This is a genomic window from Algoriphagus faecimaris (assembly GCF_900101705.1).
Taxonomy (GTDB): Bacteria; Bacteroidota; Bacteroidia; order Cytophagales; family Cyclobacteriaceae; genus Algoriphagus; species Algoriphagus faecimaris.
In genome coordinates, this window is sequence record NZ_FNAC01000018.1 from 1 (window position 1) to 21,823 (window position 21,823).

At 42.4% G+C, this 21,823-nt stretch carries 12 protein-coding genes; all 12 read right to left on the reverse strand.

From position 1 onward, the window contains the following. Positions 1-581: 581 nt before the first annotated feature. Complete coding sequence (locus tag BLQ57_RS10800) at positions 582-1,496, reverse strand: DUF4268 domain-containing protein (RefSeq protein ID WP_087939380.1); 915 nt, start codon at positions 1,494-1,496, stop codon at positions 582-584. Positions 1,497-1,514: 18 nt separating this feature from the next. Continuing rightward, positions 1,515-2,597 carry a hypothetical protein gene (locus BLQ57_RS10805; protein WP_092824085.1) on the reverse strand — a complete coding sequence of 361 codons (1,083 nt, stop codon included), beginning with the start codon at positions 2,595-2,597 and terminating at the stop codon, positions 1,515-1,517. Positions 2,598-2,612: 15 nt separating this feature from the next. Beyond that, complete coding sequence (locus BLQ57_RS10810) at positions 2,613-3,776, reverse strand: HNH endonuclease family protein (protein ID WP_087939382.1); 1,164 nt, start codon at positions 3,774-3,776, stop codon at positions 2,613-2,615. Beyond that, positions 3,773-4,969 carry an adenine-specific methyltransferase EcoRI family protein gene (locus BLQ57_RS10815; protein ID WP_087939383.1) on the reverse strand — a complete coding sequence of 399 codons (1,197 nt, stop codon included), beginning with the start codon at positions 4,967-4,969 and terminating at the stop codon, positions 3,773-3,775. Before BLQ57_RS10815 ends, BLQ57_RS10810 begins: the two co-directional genes overlap by 4 nt. Positions 4,970-5,358: 389 nt before the next feature. Next, complete coding sequence (locus tag BLQ57_RS10820) at positions 5,359-6,918, reverse strand: sulfatase family protein (RefSeq protein ID WP_087939384.1); 1,560 nt, start codon at positions 6,916-6,918, stop codon at positions 5,359-5,361. Between the two features lie 102 nt (positions 6,919-7,020). Further along, positions 7,021-8,409: a sulfatase-like hydrolase/transferase gene (locus BLQ57_RS10825; protein ID WP_087939385.1), complete on the reverse strand. Its 1,389-nt coding sequence runs from the start codon at positions 8,407-8,409 to the stop codon at positions 7,021-7,023. After that, positions 8,402-9,568: a glycoside hydrolase family 43 protein gene (locus BLQ57_RS10830; protein ID WP_087939386.1), complete on the reverse strand. Its 1,167-nt coding sequence runs from the start codon at positions 9,566-9,568 to the stop codon at positions 8,402-8,404. Before BLQ57_RS10830 ends, BLQ57_RS10825 begins: the two co-directional genes overlap by 8 nt. Continuing rightward, positions 9,565-11,211 (reverse strand): right-handed parallel beta-helix repeat-containing protein, encoded by a 1,647-nt coding sequence (locus BLQ57_RS10835; protein ID WP_240507797.1) that lies wholly within the window; start codon positions 11,209-11,211, stop codon positions 9,565-9,567. Before BLQ57_RS10835 ends, BLQ57_RS10830 begins: the two co-directional genes overlap by 4 nt. A gap of 21 nt (positions 11,212-11,232) precedes the next feature. Further along, entirely contained in the window at positions 11,233-12,621 is a 1,389-nt protein-coding gene (locus tag BLQ57_RS10840; RefSeq protein ID WP_087939387.1) for a sulfatase-like hydrolase/transferase, read from the reverse strand. A 70-nt stretch (positions 12,622-12,691) separates the two neighbouring features. After that, positions 12,692-14,233: a RagB/SusD family nutrient uptake outer membrane protein gene (locus BLQ57_RS10845; protein ID WP_087939388.1), complete on the reverse strand. Its 1,542-nt coding sequence runs from the start codon at positions 14,231-14,233 to the stop codon at positions 12,692-12,694. 5 nt (positions 14,234-14,238) lie between these two features. After that, complete coding sequence (locus BLQ57_RS10850) at positions 14,239-17,388, reverse strand: SusC/RagA family TonB-linked outer membrane protein (protein ID WP_087939389.1); 3,150 nt, start codon at positions 17,386-17,388, stop codon at positions 14,239-14,241. A gap of 195 nt (positions 17,389-17,583) precedes the next feature. Beyond that, the gene (locus BLQ57_RS10855; RefSeq protein ID WP_087939390.1) at positions 17,584-21,609 is read right to left on the reverse strand and encodes a hybrid sensor histidine kinase/response regulator transcription factor; all 4,026 of its coding nucleotides are present in this window, start codon (positions 21,607-21,609) and stop codon (positions 17,584-17,586) included. Positions 21,610-21,823 lie beyond the last annotated feature (214 nt).

Below are 21,823 nucleotides of genomic sequence, written 5' to 3' on the forward strand. Positions count from 1 at the left end.
CCACGGGTTTCACCCGCGGCTATTCAAGGTTTGACCCCTGCCAGGGTCATTATTTGAAACACATTATGGAATTAAAACGATCCTGTAAGGATCGAACCTTTGAATAGCCCCCGGTGGAACCGGGGGTTTGATCGATCCACAAACCTTGGTGGGGAACAACCCCGAAGGCGGTTGAACTTGTGGGAAATGGGATTCCAAAAAATATAAAAGCAGGACAATCCGTAAATAAATGATTCAGTTGAATCATTATAGGATTGGGCCAGATTGAAGGGTAGGCAATCTACACCTAGTCCCAACCATAATTCTACTCCTAGACGGGGGTAATAATTTCAATCCTAATCTTCAACTGTTCTCTGATTAATCATATAACCTTATTTTTTCAGGTTCGAGAACAAGAAAAAACCAAAGCAATCCAAGCTCAAGAAATAACAAAGCAGATTTCAATACAGGAGAAAACTAAACAAACTCAAATTGAAGCCTTAAATGAGGTGGACCTATTAAAAGAAAAAAATAGGCATTCTAAAGTATTTTATTTTAAAAATGAAGTCTAGAAGCTTTATCATAATCAACGAACCATAAACTTAATACTCACTAAAAACCTTCTGGAACTCCAAAGCATGTGAACCCAGCCATTCAAAATATTCTTCCCATTTGGATTCTTTTTCAATATTTCCAGAAATGACCTTTTTTATTCTACTAGCTTTTTTTGTAGGAAGATCCATCCAATCCAAGGTATGGGTCCTTGATTCGATTTCTTCTTTGTGTGCTAAGAAAGAATCAAATGTCTCCTTAGAATCAGGTATATAAATTTCACATCCTAATTCGTTCTTTTGTGAATTTAAGGTAAGAGAAATATAACAGTCTGATCTACCAAAACCAATGTCATACCAATGTTGTGGATAGGCTTTTCTCAACCTTAATTTCCAACTTTTCTTTTGTGCGTATTCTTTAAATCCCTCCCAAAACTTATGTTGAAGAGCCTTCAAATCCGTGATTTCAGCGCTTTGAACAGATGACTTGACTGATTTGCTCCAATCATTTGGCTTTGAAACGATATGGAATTTAGGTGCTGGATCAGAATTTCCGATTTTCCAAACTTCCATTCGGATAGCAAAAAAGTTGATATGCTCATCTGTATGCTCATTTAGCCAATCTATAGCCTGACGATGCTCTTCCAACACATCTTTTACAATCCAAATAATAATTTCTGCTTCAAGCCCCGAGGCGTAAGTGATTAATTTTCCTAGATGGTCATGATTTGTTTTTTCTAATTGATTTTCAATGATTACCTTCCTGCCTCCTACAGATTCCTCAGCAAAAATATCAACCTTAAATCTTCCTACGTATTGTTCGATCCCAATCAAAGAAAGTTCAATATCAATTTCCTCACTTAGCAATTCTAGATTTTCTGGCATTGCCAGCCAAGTGGTAAAATTGTAAGCTTCATGCTTCCAGATTTCTTTTAATTCGACTTGTCGTAAGCGGCCTAGGTTCATACTTGTTGTTTTAAGAATCTATAATTCAGAATTTCTCTTAGATTGATCATATAAAAAAACACAAGCTCTTATCACGTATTTACTATAATAAGATCGATATAAATAATAAAATCTCAATAAGAATAAAATTGATAAAATCCAATAAGTTAATGGGATTAAAATACCTACCAGAACTTTGAATTTGTAAATTTCGCCAAATGAATTTGTTTGAACGAAATGAGAATTAAAACCAATGCTAAGAGTACAATATAGAAATGAGAGATAAAAACCTGTTGATAGGTTTCTCGAAAAACTATAAAGATGTAACCAGTTTATTAATAATTTGTTTGAAGATGGAGATTTCCGCATGATATAGCTATAGGAGAACCAATATGGGTCAGAAGATATATTTCTTGGCTTGATTTTCAATTCATATTTTAAAAATTTTTTATACCTTTTTAGGGTTTTTTTTGACAGTTCATCATCATTGCCTATTACCGACTTCAATCGGTTTAGAAGCCAATTGTAAATTATGTAAAATTTTGGAGTAAACTTTAAAGTTAAGCTGTAACTAAACATAAATACAAAAGAATAAATTAAAAGAAAAAATATCACCCCTAATATTATGTGCCAATATAATGTAATCGGTTTATATACCGAGTATGCAATTGCTAAATAAACAGATGATAATCCATATAAAAGCCCTAAGGATAAATTAAATAGAACAAATAGTCCTTTTATTGATTTTTCACCCTCGTCATTTCTGCTTTGGCCTATTAAAATTGATTTAATAGGGTAAAAATGCCCCTTTTTTATTAGCATTCTATCAATAAAAAAACTTGATAATGCAGCTATAATATGGCCTATTACATAGATCACTAATAGTGAGGCTAAAATAAATGCAATAGAGTCAAACGTGTTAAGGTGGTTGTTTTCACTGATTGGTTTAAACAATCTAACTAGTGTCCAAATTGGGTTATGCTTAAAGGTCATCGAATCATACGCCCAATAATCAAAAATGAAAACTGTTAGAAAGAATATTCCTCCAGGAATTAAATATCCAAAGAAATCATATGAACTAAATGGGAAATATATTTTCCCTTCCGACTCTTTTTCAGCCATTTTATTTTTATTTTATTAACTATTCCCCTTTGCTCGATTATGACTTTTACAAAGCATCTCACAGTTTGATGAGTCAGTGGCACCGCCTTTACTCCAAGCGGTGACGTGGTCGGCGTCCATATCACCAAAAGCCCAGATTTTAGTTTTATTGGATTCTGAACCGATGGCGCAATAGGAACAGTTAGAAACTCCTTTGGCTTCTGCTTCCTTTTTCTGCTTAGCATAGGCAGTCCGCTTGGTGGCTTCGTCAAATACACGTACATCCAGCAGTTTGGCATCTGCCATTCCGCCTAGTATGTATTCAAATATCCCTCTCCGGTTTTTCACATAGGGATCGGCATAGAGTCGGTGCACTTCCTCAGATACCTTTTTTGGATCGTAGGGATTTCGTCGATAGGTTTCATAAATTCTACCCCATTCCAAACCTCTCATTTCTTTCTCCACATCGATAAATACACCCGAAACCCAATCGATCACCGTATTGAAATACGTTTTGACTGGTAAAATCGAAGTATCAAAACGATGCCGACTCATGTACTCTCCAATATAACCTTGGCTTACCCAATCCAATGCCCGTTCTAAAAAATCCTGTCGATTGGCCGTGCCAGAAATATAGGCGCTCCACTTAAGCACATTGGCATTTTGAGAGTTGCTGAATTCTTCCTTTAAAAGTGTAACAAAGGGACCCGAATACACGGCGTTCAACAATTCCTGATCATTCAGAGGCACTCCGGCAATATTGATGGTTTTAAACCATTCTTTGATTTCACTTTCTTCCCCTTCACAGGCATAGATGAGCAGTTTGGTGTTAAGAATCTTTTGCTGCATATCAGCGGCTAGACCTCCGAAGTATTGGGGCATGCCGCGCTCATCCATGATGGCAAACTTCCCCGTCACGTATCGTCCAAAGCTGGTGATCCGCTGCTGTCCGTCTAGTACTTCATACTTCCCCGGACTGACGGTATTGAAATAGATCAAGCCCAAGGGATAGCCCTTCAAAATCGATTCGATTACAGCCACATCCTTTTTGCCATCGGCATAGATGTAGTTTCTCTGATACTCAGGCTGTATGGTGAGCTTACCCGCTAATCCAAATAATCCCTTTCCCTCCAACTCATTGTAAACAAAGCCTTCACAGATATCCTTTATCGTAATATCAGTTTTTAGGGTAGTTTTCATGATTGTGATTTCTTGTGTTTTAAGAGAACTCTAGCGTAGACTTGGATAAAGGCATCCTCATTCACGATGTAATAAGTTTGTCCAATTGGAATTTCTTTTACTTTCAAAGTAGCTCCATCGTTTAACTTGGTGACCTCACTTCTCTTTCCATTTGAACTTACCTGGATTTGGGGAGGATATATTTTGTTAGCACTTCCGAACCAAGTTTTTGTTAGCCCAACGATATCAAATTGTTCAGGAGAATATTTATCTAAAAAACTGATTGGAACCCCCATAATTCCCTCAAAATCCTTCGGTATTGCATCTGTAAACGGAACTTCAATAGCGTCGTAGTTATCATATTTTTCAAATGCAAAAATGGTTTTTTGGACTTTTTTATTAAACCTTTTATTATCGGCCATAGACATTAATTGTAAAGGTTGGTGTCTTCTACCATGATCCAAATTAGTAAACCAGCAAGAATTTCCAAGACGGGTATAATCGCCTATGTAACCCATTCTTGCCGCTTTTTGTCTATCTTTTTCATCCACCTCAGTTCCTTCAGGAACTGCAAAAACCATGTCATTGCCATTACCGGTTGCTCCTAACCACATCTTATTGTTCATAATCAATGGAAATACTTCTTTGTAAGTAATAGCATTCATATTGCCAATAATGACAAACTGCTTTCCGGCTTCCATGATCCAAGTCAAGAAATCACGAAATAGAGAAAAAGGTGGGTTGGTAATGATGATATCGGCTTCATCCCGGAGTTTTTTTACTTCCGGGCTTTTGAAGTCCCCATCCCCTTCGAGGTATTGCCATTCCAGATCATTTACATCGATTTTACCATCACCACTGCTATCATGGTCTAGGGTGAAAATCTTGCCGTGCTTTTTGGTTTTTTTGGCATCGTAGTGTGCAGCACTTTCCTCAAACATGGTCACCTGATATCCGCCTTTGTAGAGCTTGCTATCCACGGCGTAGCTAGTGCTGATCAGCTTCTTTAAGCCAAAGCGCTCAAAGTTCTGCGCAAAGAATTTGGTGAAGTTGCTCCACTCTGGGTCATCACAGGGCATAAGAATGGTTTTACCCCGAAATACATCTGGGTTGTAATCAAGATAGGCATTGATCTCTTTCTCAATATCCTGGTATTGGGTGTAGAATTCGTCGTTTTTTGCCCTTTTGGCAGCCGTCAAATTTTTATTGGCCATTCTTTGATTCTGTTGTTGGTCTTAGTCTTCCTCTAAAAATATGAAAACTGACTCTTAAAGATATGGGAATTGGAGAAAAGAAAAAGGGGGAAACGAGGGATTGACGGGAAATGTCTGATTTTTTTTCTCACTTTCGGACGTGAAGAAAGAGATCGCCTAGGTTTGTTTCCTTTAAAAACGAATTAATTCGTATTGGTGAAATCCAATCAAATCGCTTCTCCGAAGCTCTGTTTCCACCCTCCTCCACCTGAGGCTATCATCAAAACGCCTCGCTGAGGCTTAAAACCTAACCCTACATTTCGATTCAAAAAATCAAATTCGCGCATTCGTGGCTAAAAAATGAGACCACGAATGCACGAATGGTTTTTTAACCTCGGTAATTAATCCCCTTATTTCAACTCTAATTGCTCCACATTTCCGGCGCCCGTACCACGAATCTGCTCAAATAGCTGTATCATTTCCTGAAGCTTCTCTGGATTGCTTTCCGCCAGATTGTTTTGCTGACCAATGTCTTCGGACAAATCGTACAGTTGATAGCCTTCCGCATTTCCCAATTCGATATTGACCTGATTTTGGACTGCTGGACCGGGATAGGGTGGAATCATCACCCAATCTCCTTGTCTTAGGGCTGTTTTGGTAGTCGCCTCCAAGACAAATTCCGAACGCTCCTCCTGACTTTCACCCATAAAAGTTGCAAGCAAATTCTGACTATCCGGAGCCTCTGATTCGACTCCAATCAATGCCCCAATCGAAGCCATCAAATCAATCTGGGTCACCAAGGCATCCGAAACTCCAGGCTGAATTTTCCCTTTCCAATAAGTCGCAAAAGGCACCCGTGTCCCTGCTTCAAACAAGCTGTATTTCCCTCCACGAAGCGGGCCTGCCGGGGTATGATCTCCCAATTTCTCCACCGCCTCATCGTAATAGCCATCATTCAAAACCGGACCATTGTCACTGCTAAAGACAATCAGCGTATTCTCCAAAACCCCTTCTTCCTCCAGCGTCTTCAAAAATTCACCTATCACCCAATCTGCCTCCAAAATCACATCTCCGCGAGGCCCCATGCCGGATTTCCCTTCAAATCTTGGATGGGGAGTTCTCGGTACATGAGGCTGCTGCAAGGCATAGTATAAAAAGAAGGGCTGATCGGCTGCGGCCTTTTCCCTGACATAGCTTTGTGCTTTTTCCAGGAAGTGATCTGCCATATCCACGTCACTCCACTTGGCTGCCTCGCCGCCTTTCATAAAACCAATCCGGGGAACACCATTGACGATGCTATTGTTGTGACCATGATGCCATTTCATTTCCACTAGTTCTGGATTATCGATAGCCGTAGGTTCACCCGGGAAATTCTCATCATAACTCACTTCGATGGGATCATTGGGATCCAAATTGACCACACGCCCATCCTCGATATACACCGTCGGAACGCGATCCTGAGTTGCCGCCAAAATATAGGAATAATCAAAGCCCACCTGATTGGGACCCGGATTGATTTCCTCATTCCAGTCCACATTTCCGCTTCCTAAGCCCAAATGCCACTTGCCTACGATCCCAGTAGCATAGCCCTGCTCCCGCAGCATTTTGGGCAAGGTGTATTGTGCGGTGTCGATCAACAGCGGGGCGGTGCCGGGGAGAATTTTTGCGTTTTCATTTCGCCAAGGATACGTTCCCGTCAAAATCGCATAGCGACTAGGTGAGCAAGTCGCTGAGGAAGCGTAGCCGTTGGTAAATTTCACTCCTCCATCCACAAGCCGGTCCATGTTGGGAGTTTCTAAAGTACCGGCTTCGTAAGCACTCACATCTCCATAGCCCAAATCATCCAGGTAGATGAATACGATATTGGGTTTTACCTCTTGGGTCTCTTCTTTATTATTGGCCTCCTGACAGCTGAAAAAGAGCAGCCCGGAAAGCAAACCTGCAAGTGAGAATGTCTGGGTTATTTTCATCGATTTATCTATTAATGTTTACTAACCAATTGAAATCTAGCAAGGCTTAGGCTCATAGAAATGCATGAAGTCTGTTTCTTGCTCGATTGCATAGATTATAGTTTAATTTTTCTTGGGTTGTGTCAAAGAATAAGACCTGTCGTAAAGATCCCGCTGTCGGGCTTTCCATTCGGCACCTTCTAAGAAGAGCGGATGCGGCAAAGCTAAATCCCAATCGCCCAGTTTTTTTAGCAGATTTTGAGTGATTTCAGGATGCTTCAAGGACAGATTTTCAAGCTCTGAGGGATCTATGGAAAGATCAAAAAGCAGGGGCAGCCGATCTGGTAATCTTATCAATTTCCAATTATTTTCCAATATCCCCGCTGAGATGGTAAACCGCCATTTTAGACTGGGGTGGGGAGCTTCACTTTTGTCTCCCAAAACATAAGGCAACAGATTTTCGCCATCCAGCTGTTCATTTTGGACAGGTATCCCAGCTGCTTTCAAAAAGGTAGGCATCAAATCCAGGGAAGTGACAGCTTGATCGTATTGGGAATTGGCGGGGATTTTGGCTGGCCACTTCATCAGAAAAGGCACTCTCAGTCCACCTTCGAGTAAAATCCCCTTTTGACCGTTAAAAGGCGCATTGAGGGAAGCATTGCTGTCCACGGGTCCACCATTGTCACTGAGAAAAACCACAATCGTATTTTCTTCCAAACCTTCAGATTGGAGTGCATTTAGAATCTTACCTACATTTTGATCCAATCGATGAACCATGGCCAAATAGGTCCTTCGATCGGAATCTTCGATGTTTGCAAACAAAGCCAAATCGGCTTCGGTAGCTTGTAAAGGCGAATGTGGAGCATTGAATGAGGCAAAGAGAAAAAAGAGTTCATCCCGATGCCGACGGATAAAATCCACACATTCGTCTCCTTTATCATCCGTTAAATAAGTAATCGCTTGAGGTTCTTTGTAATTACTGATCAAAGGTGCCAAGTAGCCCTTTCCAGCAACCTCGGATTTGAAATAATGATGTCCGCCTCCTAGGTATCCCCAAAACTCATCAAAACCTCGATTGAGCGGGTGAAACTGCTCTTGAGAACCCAAATGCCATTTCCCCACCAAGCCCGTTGCATACCCGGCTTCCTTTAGTCTATCGGCTATGGTTTTTTGCTCCACCGGCAAGCCGGCAAATGCAGGATCAAAACCCGGTTGATTCTCCGCCAGATTATTGTCATAGCCAAAGGTGACCTGATTTTTGCCAGTCAAAAGTCCTGCTCGTGAAGGACTGCAAACAGGTGCCGAAACATAGCCCTGTGTAAACTGAACCCCTTTATGTGCAATACCATCAATATTGGGAGTTTGAATCTGATTACTCTCCGTCAGACTCAGATCGGCATAACCCAGATCATCTGCCAAAATCAGAATGATGTTGGGTTTTTGCTCTTGGGCAAAAACGCTCAAAATGAAGCCTGAGATCAGAAATAAAAATATGCCTATGGTCTTATTCATCTGTGCTTTCATTCTGATCAAAAAAAGACAAATCCCACTGATCTTGCCAACGAATGATAGGTTTGGAATCTTCAAATTGGACCGGAAGGAAAATGTATTTCCCATCAATGGGATTCTCCGGGGTCCATCGATCTCCGACGAAAATAAAAGCGTCCTCCTTACCCAATACAGGAATCACCGCGGTACTTTGTGACCAAAAGGTGGTATTCATTTCTTCTTCTGTTCCTCGAGTTGGATTACCCAAAGGGGTCCAGGGACCCAAAGGGTGATCGGCCACGGCAGATTTCCCGGGATTGGGTTTCCAGCCGGTGAGTCCCGAGGAAAACATGTAATATTTTCCCTCTTTTTTGAAAATTGCCGGAGCTTCATTTTGCTGTCCGGGTAGGACTCGGGTATAGCGCCCCGTATGGCTTAAATAGTCCTCACTCAATTCGGCCACATGGAGGGTTTGGTTGTTTTCCGAAGAGAAAAAGTGATAGGCCTTTCCATCATCATCCACAAAAAGTGTCATATCCCGAGCCATTTGGCCTCGATCAAAATCCCTTCTTAGAAAAATTCCGTCCACTACTGCAGCTCTCCACTCTGCAGACCAAGCTTCCATTTCATCCAAATTTACAGGCTTGGACTTTAAGCTATCCGGATAATTTTCCGGCCAGATTCCTGCATTGGGATTGACACTTTCGAGGTAGGCATAGGGACCCGTAACCTGATCGCTGACCGCCACTCCGGTCAATGCCGCATCGTAGCCTTGGCCTTTTAATTCATGATGAAACCACATCACAAATTTTTTGGTCTTCTCATTGTAGATGACTTTGGGACGCTCGATCACGCAGCCTTTGACTAGCAGAGAATTCGGGTCATCATGCACTTCCAGTGCCACGCCTTCATTCTTCCAATTGTAGAGATCTTTTGAAGAATAAACCCGAACTCCAACATGGGCTTTGTTCCCCTCCTTGCCTGCGATTTTATGCTCTCCAAACCAATAATAGATATCCTCATGGATCAAAAATCCTCCGCCATGTGCGTTGATATGAACCCCTTGATCATCCTTCCATTCTTTTCCGGGAAAGAAATGCTGAAAATCCGTCTGAAAGCCGACAAGTCCTAAACCTGACAAAATCAAGCAGAAGCCCACTAGGATTATTCGTTGCTCTCTCATGGCTTCTCTATCAATTTAATGGCTCCCATGCCCGGATTTTCTCCTAAGGGATTTCCTAAAATATCGTGTTCCAAGTCCATTCCATTGACCAATCCAAATTGGTCTGAAGGCAGAAAAGGAATAGCAATACCTTTGAGTAAATTGCTTTTTTGAGGAATGTAGTCCTTGAGTTCCATTCCTCCCGGGTTGATAAATTCTACATTTCCAATCTGAAACCTTTCGGGTTGGATCAGGGCTTGTTTGGGCCAGTTTTCGGCATGGAGGAAAAGGTTGCTTTTGAAAAACACATCCTCCAGCGCACGTGAAGATTCATCATCGGGTTTGTATTGGTCTCCAGCCACGAGTTGGCTTTTTCCTTCGATATGGAAAATATTATTGGCGATCAAAACGCCCTTTGAGCGATTGTCGATGGCGATTTTGGAAACAATATCCTCGCCCACATAGATGGTATTGTTGTAAATATAGGAATTGATAGGGCCTTTTCTCGGCTTCTTTCCTCCTTGGTAGCCACTCAACCAAAGGGTTTTGCCCTCCTGAAAAGCACCATTTTCGCCTTTGACTCGGTGTCCGTCGTTGACGCTAATATTGTAGCGGTAGGCACAGTTATAATTATTCCCCAGAATCTCACAAAAGCCTCCTGCATTGTACGCGCTCAGATTGTACTGCAGAATAATATTATCACAGTTGAAATCAATATGGGCGCCTGCAGAGTCACCGGGGCCATTGGCATAAAGAAATTGGTTTTTTTCGATCATCACCATCGAACTGCCCCAGGTCCAAAGACCGCTTCCTCTTCCCCACTTACGGCTATCGTCGTTACTGCCTGAATGGCTCACCAGATTGTCTGCCACATAGACAAATTTGACTCCGGACATCTGAATACCCGGCCCTCCTACTTGCTCTACCTGATTCCCTGTGATGGAAATATTTCGGATGGATTGCTGATTGTTTCCGGTGAGTTTGATACCAGTGTGCGCCAGGTTTCGGATTTGACAGTTTTTGATCTCCACCTGTTCAATTTCCTGATCTTGCCCATTGGCGATCAATCGGATTCCCCAGCCGTATTTTTGGGTTCCATTGGCCGTTTTGACTTCATCTGCCCCACGTTGAAAGCCCGACGATTCATAAAATACCTGCTCGATTTGCAGTTTATCCAAGACAATATTGCTTGTCGAATTCCCTTGAGTGGATCTCACCAAAACTCCAACCCGCATGGGTAAAGATCTCTCAGTTTTCCCTTTTCCATTTGCTTGAATCCGAAGGTTTTTCACTTGAATAAATGCCGAATTTTGGATTAAAACTCCAGCTTCTTCTCCGGCTGCATTGATCAGCGCAAAAGGAATATCCGAGTCACCATAAGACTGGATCAAAAGCGGATTTTCTTTTGTACCCTTGATTTTGTCAATCAAAATACTGCCTTTGAATTCTTCTCCAGAAGCCAATAAAATCCGGTCTCCGGGTTTCAATTCCAAGCTTTGGATTTTAGATAAATGTTGAAAAGCCTCCTCGGCAGTCAAGCCGGACCGGGCATCCGAGCCCAACCGGGGATGGAAATAATAATCTTTGGCAAAGAGCGAAGTACTGAGTGAGCAAGTCAGAAAGAATGCAGAAAACAGCAATCGGTAATAGGAAAATAGGTTCACAGAAATGGGTTTATTGAATTTTTATTTCTTTTCAAATCGGTCTGGATTTAAGCGGGAATATTCTTTATCCTGCATCAAACCCAAAAACCGGGGGAGTTCCAAGCCTTCATTCCAGGTCTCAATCAATCCTTGGAGTCGCTCGGAAAGCGATGGATTTTTTTGCTCCAAATTCAGCTTTTCACTCCAATCCGAACTCAGATTAAACTGAAATCTCCGGTCAGGTAGGGTGATTAATTTTTGATCCAAGTGTCGAATCGCAAATCGCTTTGCATCGTAATTTCGCCAGTACAAAGCCTCATGAGGCCTGCCTGGATTTTGTCCTGTCAGGTAGGGAATCAAGTTCACCCCATCCAATTCATTTTTGGGATTTACAGATGCCAAAGCGGCGGCAGTGGCAAAGATGTCTAGCGAGATCACCGGGTATTCGTAGCTTGCTCCAGCGGGGATTTTTCCCTTCCATTGTACAGCAAAGGGCACTCTGATTCCTCCTTCGAAGAAATCTCCTTTGAATCCTCGTAGCGGCGCATTGCTTGACGCATTGTCTTTGGTTGGTCCGCCATTATCAGAAAGGAAAAAGATGAGCGTATTTTCAGTCAATCCCAGTTCCTCGATTTTATCCAACACATCCCCTACCCCATCGTCCACTGCCGAGACCATCGCGGCGTAGGTCCGACGTTTTTCATCGGCGATATTCGGAAATCGATCCAGGTATTTTTGGGTAGCCTGCATGGGGGCATGCGGTGCGTTATAAGCTAAATAGAGAAAAAACGGCTGATTTTGGTTTCGGTCCACAAAACTCACCGCTTCGCGGGAAAGCGCATCGGTCAGGTATTCGGTTTCCTCTACTCGCTCTTCATTTCGTAGTAGTTTGGTTCGATAGGCATCAAACTGGGCCTTGATCTCAGTTAGGTCTTGATAGCTATATTCTTCTGGAAAATAGCGATGGCCTCCAGAAAGAAAACCATAAAACTCATCAAAACCTCGTCGATTTGGTCTTTGGCTTTCGTGAGCACCCAAGTGCCACTTCCCCAAAACGCCCGTCCGATAACCTGCTTTTTTCAGCATTTCAGCAAGGGTCTCCTCGGATTGAGGCAAACCCATCGTGGAGTCATTTGGAGCTATCAATGGATTACGCGAAAAGCCAAAACGATCCTGATACCGACCGGTAATTAAACCCGCCCGACTAGGTCCGCAGACAGCATAAGAAACATAGCCATTGGTAAAGACGGTGCCATTGCTAGCGATTCGATCGATATTAGGCGTGGGTATTTCTTTACTTCCATTAAAGCCTACATCCCCATAGCCCTGATCATCGGTTAAAATGATCACGACATTGGGTGGGCCTTGTTGCGCAAAAGCAGTGACAGCCAAGGCGTAAAATAGAAATACGAATGCTTTGAATTTTTTCATTTGAAAAACCAAACACCGCCCCCGCCAGAGGCAGGAGCAGTGTATCTATCTATGTAAAAACCCTAATTAATTAATTCCAGACAGGATTCTGAACCAAATTCGGATTGGCATCCAGTTCCGAAAGTGGCAAGGCAAACACCTCAGACCTTCGTCCTCTGTATTCAGGATTGTAAGGACCTACCGGGTCAGCCGCGGCTCGGGCATATGCTTCTTCTACCTCACCCCAGCGCTTCACATCAAAGAACCGAAGTCCTTCAAATGCCAATTCCACTCTTCTCTCCAGCTTTACCAAATCCAACAGTTCCTCTTGGCTCAGATTCGTACCATTGACCTCTGTTACGGTTGGCATACCAGCTCGTACTCTTATCTGATCAATTAGGTCATACACCTCTGTTAGTTGTCCTGTTTCAGCCAAAGCCTCCGCTCTCATCAACAACACATCAGCATATCGGATGACATAAAAGTCCTGTCCCCCCGGAGCACCAGGAGCGATTCCTTCAGCAGAGACATCGTTCCGGACGTATTTTTTCAAGCCAAATCGGGTAGCTGTATTTCCTCTGAATGGACGATTGAGGTAGAGTAGGAAAATATCTCCTTCGAAATAAACCGAATGACCCAGGCGAGGATCACGGTTTGCCCTTCGGTCTGATGGATCGTACAATGGTGATTCTGAAATAGGCAAACCATCGGCCGCCAGATAGGCATCCACCATGTTTGGCATGGGCTGTACATTTACTTTAGGAATACCCAAGAAAGTCGAAGAAAAGGTTTCTCCATTATTAGTCTGATCTTGGATAAATCTCACCGAGAAAACAATCTCAGGCGACTGCTCGGCATTTTCGGTAAACAAATGTCCATAATCCGGGTGAAGCGAGTAGCCCAAACCCATGATTTCGGAAGTTAACTGTACCACCTCGGCATAATTCTTATTGTACAATTCAAATCGAGCCAGCAAACTCAATGCAGCTCCTTTAGTCGCATAGCCAAACTGTGTCGCGGGATAACTTACCGGAAGTACCTCCGCAGCTTCCCTCAATTCTTGATTGATAAAAGCCTGTATTTCGGAATAATTATTCTTGGGCACATAAGCTTCTTCCAAAGTCTGAAACTCCTCAATCAAGGGGACATCCTCGAAATAAACTGCCAGATGGAAATAGAATAACGCTCTAAGAAAACGTACCTGACCGATCAAAGCATCTTTATTGGCTTGATCGATATTTTCATCCGGGATTCTTTGGATGTTAGCCAAAGCATTGTTGGCCCGACCTATCCCCCTGTAGAGTGAAGTCCAAAAGGAATTGAAAAAACCATAAGAAGGGTCAGCCCTGCCTTCTACAAAATTTCCCGGACCTTCAAACTTGTAATTGTTGAAGGTATTGTCTGCAAAGCTATCGTGCTGAGGCAATCCGGCGATTCCGTTAAGGTTACCACTATACAGCACTCTATCTTGCAGCACCTCATAGATACCATTGATGCCTAGCAAGGCATCTTGCTCATTCTGCCAGAAATTACCCTCTGCCAATTGGGTTAAGGAACCCCGCTCCAAATAATCCTCCGAACAAGAGAATGAGAGAAGCCCTAGAAATATGAATATGTAGGTTATCTTTTTCATCTTTATTAGAATTTGAGATTTACACCTGCTGAAAATACTTTATAAAGCGGGGTGGTGAGATCAGTATTTCCTCCACGTTGTCTCTCTGGATCAAAGTTCTTCACTTTGGTGAAAGTGAGCAGATTTTGTCCGCTGACAAAGATTCGTGCTCGCTTCATCAAGGCAAACTTGGAAATATCGCTTGGAAAGGTGTATCCCAATTCGATATTTCTCAGTCTCAAATAAGACATGTCTTGGACATAAAAAGTAGAGGTTACGGTATTATTTACACCGCCCAATCTAGGAAGTGTCTCCGATGGATTTTCTGGAGTCCAGCGATCGATCCAGTAAGAAAGTGCATTGTTTCTATCACCTGGCATGGGTTGCTGTCCATTACTATTGAGAATACGATCCACTCTGCCTACACCTTGGAAGACAAGGCTCAAGTCAAAACCTGACATTTGGAAATTTGCATTGAATCCATAGATCCACTTGGGAAAAGGATTTCCGATGATGGTTCGGTCAAAGGCGTCAATCACGCCATCTGGCTCACCGTCTGGTCCTGACAAATCCGCATAACGAAGATCACCGGGAGCGGTTTGATTGTTTCCAAACTGCTGAGGAGCAGCATCTACCTCTTCTTCCGTCTGGAATACACCCAACACTTGATAGCCATAGTAAGCATTGAAAGGAGCTCCGATTCGAATAATCGTTTGACCAGAGATGGTTTCTTCTCCACCGGGGCCCAAATCAGTCACTTTGTTATCTGCCATCTTAGTGACATTGGCACTGAGATTTAGCGTGAGTTTACCTATGGTTTCTCTGTAGTTCACACTCATCTCTATGCCGCTATTTTCCATCCCCGCGGCATTTTGTGCAGCCAGGTTAGTGACTCCAATAGAATTAGGAATCGGGAAATTGGTGTACAGAATATCTGAGCTGATTCGCTTAAAATAATCTGCCGTGATATTCAACCTATTGCTTAGCAAGGCCACATCTACCCCAATGTCAAACTGCTCGATAGTTTCCCAAGTGATGAATGGGTTGGCCAAAGAAGTCAAAGCCACTGCCGGCACAATCACATCTTGACCCAAATGATAATCCAATCCCGTATTATAGGTCTGCTCGAAAATATAATTTCCGATTCGGTCATTTCCACTCAATCCCCAACTGGCGCGGATTTTCAAGTCAGAGAGGAAGTTTGAGTTTTCTAAGAACGATTCCCGAGCGATATTCCATCCTGCAGATAGTGAAGGGAATGTACCGTAGCGATTATTCGCTCCAAACTTCGAGGAACCGTCTCTTCGGACATTCGCCTCGAAGAGGTACTTTTCCATGTAATTGTAATTCACTCGGGCAAAGAAAGATTGCCAAGCTTCCTCGGAGGCTCCTCCACTCACTGAGGGGTTAAGCACTCCTCCACCATCAAATTCTTGGATAGCATCTGAAGGAAAACCCTGTAGAGAACCGCTAAAGCCATCGACTTTGTCATAAATCACCGAATGGCCCAAAAGGAAGCCTAAATTATGCGTGCCTTGGATATTGGTGTTGTAGCGTAAAATATTTTCATTCAATAATCGATAGTTGAAATTCAGGTTATTGGACAGGGAATTCAAGTCATTTTGATTGACTACATTTCCTTCCCAGTCCCGTGTCGTCAATCGAGGGTTGAAATTGGATATATTGGCAAAATTGATAATGGCACTTCCACTGGTCTCAAAGAAAAGGCCCTCGGCAAGTTTTGCCGTCAATCCAATTCGCTCACTGATATTGATATTGTCTCTGGAAAAATCTCCCTGTGTACCCGTCAAGAGCACATTATTGATCGGAAAGGAGAAATTGACATTTTCATACGCTCCATCTACGATTCCAAACTCCCCGTTTTGATAATAGACTGGCACAGTAGGTGTCGAGCGCTGAAACTGATTGATGATTCCGGTTTCGCCAGTAATGGCTCCTGCTCCCCCACTTGGCCCCATAAATCTGGACCAATAGGCATTGGTGACATTGGTAATAGTCAACCAGTCATTCGGTTTTACATTCAGGTTGATTCCTAGATTGACTCGGTCTGATTTGAACTTCCCTCTCACTACAGCTTCTTGATTAAGGTAGCCAAGTGAAAGTCTGTAAGTCATACGATCTGTGCCTCCGGATGCGGATAAATAATGATTTTGGATCGGGGCATCTCTCAATGCCACCTCAGCCCAATTGGTATTGGCATACTGATCGGGATTGCTTCCCGAACGAATCGCCGCGATATCTTCTTCTGAGTATCGCAGTGGGGCGTCGGGTCCGTTGATGTTACGTGTCCGCTCGTTGAGAAGCGTAGCATAATTGACCCCGTCCAAATACTCCGGCACAACAGTCACGCGCTGAAAACCCGTAAATGCATTGTAATCCACGGAAAACTTGCCTTTGGTGCCTTTCTTAGTAGTCACAACTAGCACCCCGTTGGCTCCTCTTGCTCCATAGATAGCAGAAGCTGATGCATCTTTCAACACAGAAATGCTCTCTATATCTGATGGCGCTAAATTGTTAAATTCTGCTAAGCCATCGTATTGAATATTATCGATGACAACGAGGGGATTTGAACCTCCAAATGTCCCTATCCCTCTGATCACTATCGCCGAAGCATCAGCTCCAGGTAGTCCGGTAGATTGGGTCAGCTGCACTCCGGCAAACTTTCCATACATCAGTTGCGCACTATTGGTCACCGGCGTATTGACTGCATCGTCAAATTTGATCGTCTCTACCGAACCAGTCAGGTTAAGTTTCTTTTGCTCTCCGTATCCGACCACTACTATTTCATCTAGCAATGCTTCCGACTCGGCAAGAGAAATATTGATGGTAGTTTGGTTTCCTACTACTACTTCTTGATTGCTAAAGCCAATCAAGCTAAATACCAAAACCGACTCGGGTGAAGCAATGGAGATGGAATAGTTACCATCGATATCACTTACCGTTCCGTTATTGGTTCCTTTTTCTAATACAATTACACCAGGAAGTGCCTCTCCATCCGACGAACTTATTTGTCCTTTGACAGAAACAGCTTGAAATGACCAAGCCGTAGAAAATGTACAGCATAGCAGCAATCCCAGCATTAGGATTTTTTGGTAAGAAAGGAATTCCCTGCTCATCCTGACGGATAGATTTCCTCTGCTTTTTTTATGTTCCATAGAAGGAAGGTTTTGGGTTATTGATAAATTCACAGGTCAAATTTGCTGAATCCAAGCCCGGTTAAAGGGTATGAATCGAGCATATCTTGGGGCAAATCCGCCATTCTAATTAAAAAATAGGGGGTGAAATGATCCACAGCCGCTTTTTTGCTCATTTATAGTTTGACCCTGTCACTTTCCGACAATTCGAAAAAATCAAGCTTCTTTGGCTTTCTCCACAATCTTTTGTTTGTATTCTGAAGGAAGACAATTAAACTGCTGCTGAAAGGATTTTTTGAAATGCTTGTAATCGTTGAAACCGACCTCAAATGCCACTTGGCTCAGTTTAAGGTTACTTTCCAAAATGATCTGGGCTGCTTTTTTGAGTCTAACGGAGCGTATAAAAGCGGTGATGGAAAGCCCAGTCAGCGATTTAATCTTTCTAAACAGTGTGGATTGACTCATATACAGTTCATCGACCATCATATCTATCCCAAATTCCTCATTTTGGATGTTATCGTTGACTAGCTGAATCGCTTTTTCTATAAACTGTGCATCCAAATCAGATTCAGGGGCAGCTTGGGTATCGGGCTCAAACCGTACCTTATTCAAAAAATATTCTCTCAGCTTATTTCTATTTTCTAGGATATTGGAAACCCTTGTTTTGACTATCCCTGGGTTAAAGGGCTTGGTAATGTAATCCTCCGCTCCAGTTTTCAAGCCTTCCATCTCATAAGTCACCGAGGATCTGGCCGTCAATAAAATAACAGGAATATGCGAAGTAGTGATTTGCTTTTTGACTTCCTGACAGAGTTGGATGCCATCCATCCGGGGCATCATCACATCACTGATGATGACATCCGGAATCTCTTGATTGATCAGTTCCAATGCTGCCACTCCATCCTCTGCTTCTAACACATGGTATTCATTCTCCAATAAGCCCCTCAGGTATTTTCGGATATCTTCATGATCATCTGCTATCAAAATAGTAGCTGCTTTTTGACTTTGGTTGATTTTCAAATCTCCTTGTTGACTGATTTTAAAATCAGCTATCAGATCCCATCCTTCCTCTTCAAATTGACTGAGGTCCTCGCTTTGATCCACAGGGACCGGCAGTCGAATCAGTACTTGGGTTCCCTTTCCTTTTTCACTTTCAATACTAATTTCTCCTTCATGCAAATCGATTATATTTTTAGAAAAAGCAAGCCCAATCCCGCTGCCGACCAAATTGGATGTCTCGGCATTTTGTACCTGATAAAACCGATCAAATACTTTAGCTGCTTCCTCCTTACTCATTCCGATACCCGAATCATTCACCTTTACCTGCAGCTCTCCTGATTCTACCAGAATGGTAAAAGTAATTACGCCATTTTGCTTGGTGTATTTAAAGGCATTGGAAAGAATATTACAGAGGACGATTTCCATTTGATCCCTGTCAAACTCTAGGGCAGCTTGGTCCACATTAGATTCAAAGTGATATTCGATTTTCTTTTGGGCTGCCAAACTTTGAAAACTCAGGTATACTTCCTTTGCAAATCCGACAAAATCCGAATAACTCAATTTCAAACTCAATAGTCCATGCTCAGACTTTCGGAAATCTAGAAGCTGATTGATCAATCTGAGCATACGTTTGCTATTGGACTCCACGAGGAGCAACTTTTCTTTCACGGATTCCTTAAAATCAAAATGCTCCAGTAGCTCTGTCACCGGACTGAGAATCAGGGTAAGCGGCGTCCTGAATTCATGGGAAATATTTGTAAAAAACGTGATTTTGGCCTCATTGAGCTCATGCTCCTTATCCTTCTCGATCTGTATAATTTGGAGTTCTGCACGAAGCTTAGCCTGCCTCAATGAGATGTAGCGAATCAGCAGCACGATTCCCAATGCCAATAAAGCATAAAGCACAAAAGCATACCAAGTCAGCCAGGGTGGTGCCTGAATAGAAATCAATAAGGAGCGCTCGGGACTCCAATCCTGATTGTTTCGGCTAGCACGCAGTAATAATTCGTAATCCCCCCAAGGCAAGCCCGTAAAACTGATTTGATTTAAGGTGCCAAGATAGACCCACTCCTCATTCATTCCCTTGAGCTGGTAAGCATAGGAGACATTATCCGGACCAAAAAAATCATTCACAGCAAATGTCAGGGAAAGGTGATTTTGTGAATAATCCAGATTGATTTTTGGGGTATTCTGAATGGAATTTTCCAGAATAATCGCCCCGTTCACTTCGTCACCTACATGCAAGACTTGATTATTGACTGTCATTTTGGTAAGGACAACTTCGGGCACGCTAAACTCCTCAGTGATGGCCTCAGGCTGAAACCCCACTAAACCATTTGATCCTCCAAAATAAATTTTACCCGATTTATCCTTAAAGGAGGCCCCACTGTGAAAGGAGTTGATCAACACCCCATCTTCTCGGTCATAATTAATGAAATTCCTAGAATCAGGATCAAACTTGGTCACTGTAGTGGTTGTACTCAGCCAGAGATTTTTAGATTTATCTTCTTCTATAGCACAGATAAAATCATTCATCAAACCATTACTCTTTTCAAAAAAATCATCAACTATCAGCTCATCATCCTTAATGCTTAATGCAACCAAACCGTTAGGGGTGCCAAGGTATAATTTGTCATCGGTCACAAAAAGATCATTGATAATATTCGGATCCCATTGCTCCCCTAAGAGCTCCGTATGGGTTTTGAAGTTTCGGCTACCTTCATCGTAGCGATTGACACCTGAAAAGGTCCCCAACCAAACCCTGCCTTGATCATCCTCTTTTATCTGGCTTATTCGATTATTTTCTAGAGGATGATCTGGATTATTCTCCTCAAAAGTAGTCCACGACGATACATCTGTGTAGGTATTGAAATCCACCATTTTCAGGCCTGACTGCTGCGTCCCTACCCATAGTCTTTCTTTGGAATCTACCAGAATTGTTGTGATTTTTTGATAAGGGAAAAAACGCTGGACTTTGGTGAAATCTCCAGCTTTTGCGACATACATCCCCAAACCAGTACCGATAAATAAATAATCTTCCCATTCATAGATGGTGTAAACTTTTGATTTATTGACTGTCTCTACCAGCTGATAGCCGAAATTATCACGATTTGAAAACAAACCCTCTGTAAGGGTTCCCTTATAAGTGACGCCAGACTTTGAGATCAGATAGGAGGTCACATTACGGTCTATTATCCCTTCTTGGGCAGTTATACTAGAAAAATCAAATCCCTTATTAGGGTAAAGAATCAACGCGCCTCCATGCGAAGTTCCTAGCCAAGCGATTCCATTTTCATCTATATCTATACTCAAGATGATGGAATAATTGATGTTTTCTTCAAGCGTACTATGGGGATTGGTATTTACCTTTTTGAAATTCTCCACCTCGGAATCGCTGATAAATAAGCCATCTCCCCAGCTACCAATCCATAGCCTACCCTGAGGATCCAAAGCAATACTCTTTACAAAATTGGCAGTGATAGCCGGATTGTGATTCTCAATCTTCTGACTCTCCTGATCAAAGGCATGAAGGATCACTTTTTTTTGAGCATTTCCGATCATCCAGATTTTTTGCCGAACAGGATCCTCTACCAAATTATTGGGATTCATCCCCGCAGAAAAACGTAACAAACGCTCTTCCGAAGGATCATATTTCATGAGTTGATTACCGCTGACAAACCAGATATTCCAAAACTGATCATTGATAATGTTGTACACGGGCTGGGAAAAGGCAAAGTGATCAAGTACCTTTTCGAGTTGTGGGTCCAAAATAAATACCCCATTACCCCAAGTTCCCACCCAAATATTTCCATCGTTGGATTGATTGATGGCAATGACACGCATCGGCTTCTCAGAGTAATCTTTAAATGCTTCATTATAAGATTTGATGCTGTTTTTCTGAGGGTCAAGTTTGGAAAGCCCTCCCCCTTTGGTACCGATCCAGATTTTGTGATCTCTATCTTTGAAAAGGGTTTCTATATTTTCATTTTCCAAGCCCTGAAAAGAAGGACCCGGTTTATATTCTGAAAAATCATAGCCGTCAAACTTGGTGATCCCTCCCTCTGTGGCGAAGTACTTGAAGTTGTATTCATCACTGATCACCTTGGTGACATAGTTGCTCAATAATCCACGCCTGACATTTAAAACATCAATCGTAAATTCTTCAGCATTGGTATTTTGAAATGAAAAAGCCGAAGAAGACAGGCTAAAGAATAGCCAGCATGTAAATAGGACTGTTCGCATTTACTAGTTTGGGCATATTTGGGTTTATGGGAAATTTAAGCCTTTTTCAAGACTAGACACAGGGATCTTACACCAAAGGGTCAATCGATTCCTGATCAACTCCATTGGAGATCTGATGTTTGAGCTAAACTACCGACGAGAGTTCTTTTACAAGGGGGTGAAATAGGTCAAGCCTGAGGATAAATCATTCAGAAATTTAGCTGAGCTGTTGAAA

What these genes read in the sequence shown, in the direction of transcription:
- BLQ57_RS10815 (WP_087939383.1), bottom strand. Translation starts at nt 4,969, where the DNA reads ATGGCCAATAAAAATTTGACGGCTGCCAAAAGGGCAAAAAACGACGAA.
- BLQ57_RS10800 (WP_087939380.1), bottom strand. Translation starts at nt 1,496, where the DNA reads ATGAACCTAGGCCGCTTACGACAAGTCGAATTAAAAGAAATCTGGAAG.
- BLQ57_RS10830 (WP_087939386.1), bottom strand. Translation starts at nt 9,568, where the DNA reads ATGAGAGAGCAACGAATAATCCTAGTGGGCTTCTGCTTGATTTTGTCA.
- BLQ57_RS10850 (WP_087939389.1), bottom strand. Translation starts at nt 17,388, where the DNA reads ATGGAACATAAAAAAAGCAGAGGAAATCTATCCGTCAGGATGAGCAGG.
- BLQ57_RS10810 (WP_087939382.1), bottom strand. Translation starts at nt 3,776, where the DNA reads ATGAAAACTACCCTAAAAACTGATATTACGATAAAGGATATCTGTGAA.
- BLQ57_RS10855 (WP_087939390.1), bottom strand. Translation starts at nt 21,609, where the DNA reads ATGCGAACAGTCCTATTTACATGCTGGCTATTCTTTAGCCTGTCTTCT.
- BLQ57_RS10805 (WP_092824085.1), bottom strand. Translation starts at nt 2,597, where the DNA reads ATGGCTGAAAAAGAGTCGGAAGGGAAAATATATTTCCCATTTAGTTCA.
- BLQ57_RS10820 (WP_087939384.1), bottom strand. Translation starts at nt 6,918, where the DNA reads ATGAAAATAACCCAGACATTCTCACTTGCAGGTTTGCTTTCCGGGCTG.
- BLQ57_RS10845 (WP_087939388.1), bottom strand. Translation starts at nt 14,233, where the DNA reads ATGAAAAAGATAACCTACATATTCATATTTCTAGGGCTTCTCTCATTC.
- BLQ57_RS10825 (WP_087939385.1), bottom strand. Translation starts at nt 8,409, where the DNA reads ATGAATAAGACCATAGGCATATTTTTATTTCTGATCTCAGGCTTCATT.
- BLQ57_RS10840 (WP_087939387.1), bottom strand. Translation starts at nt 12,621, where the DNA reads ATGAAAAAATTCAAAGCATTCGTATTTCTATTTTACGCCTTGGCTGTC.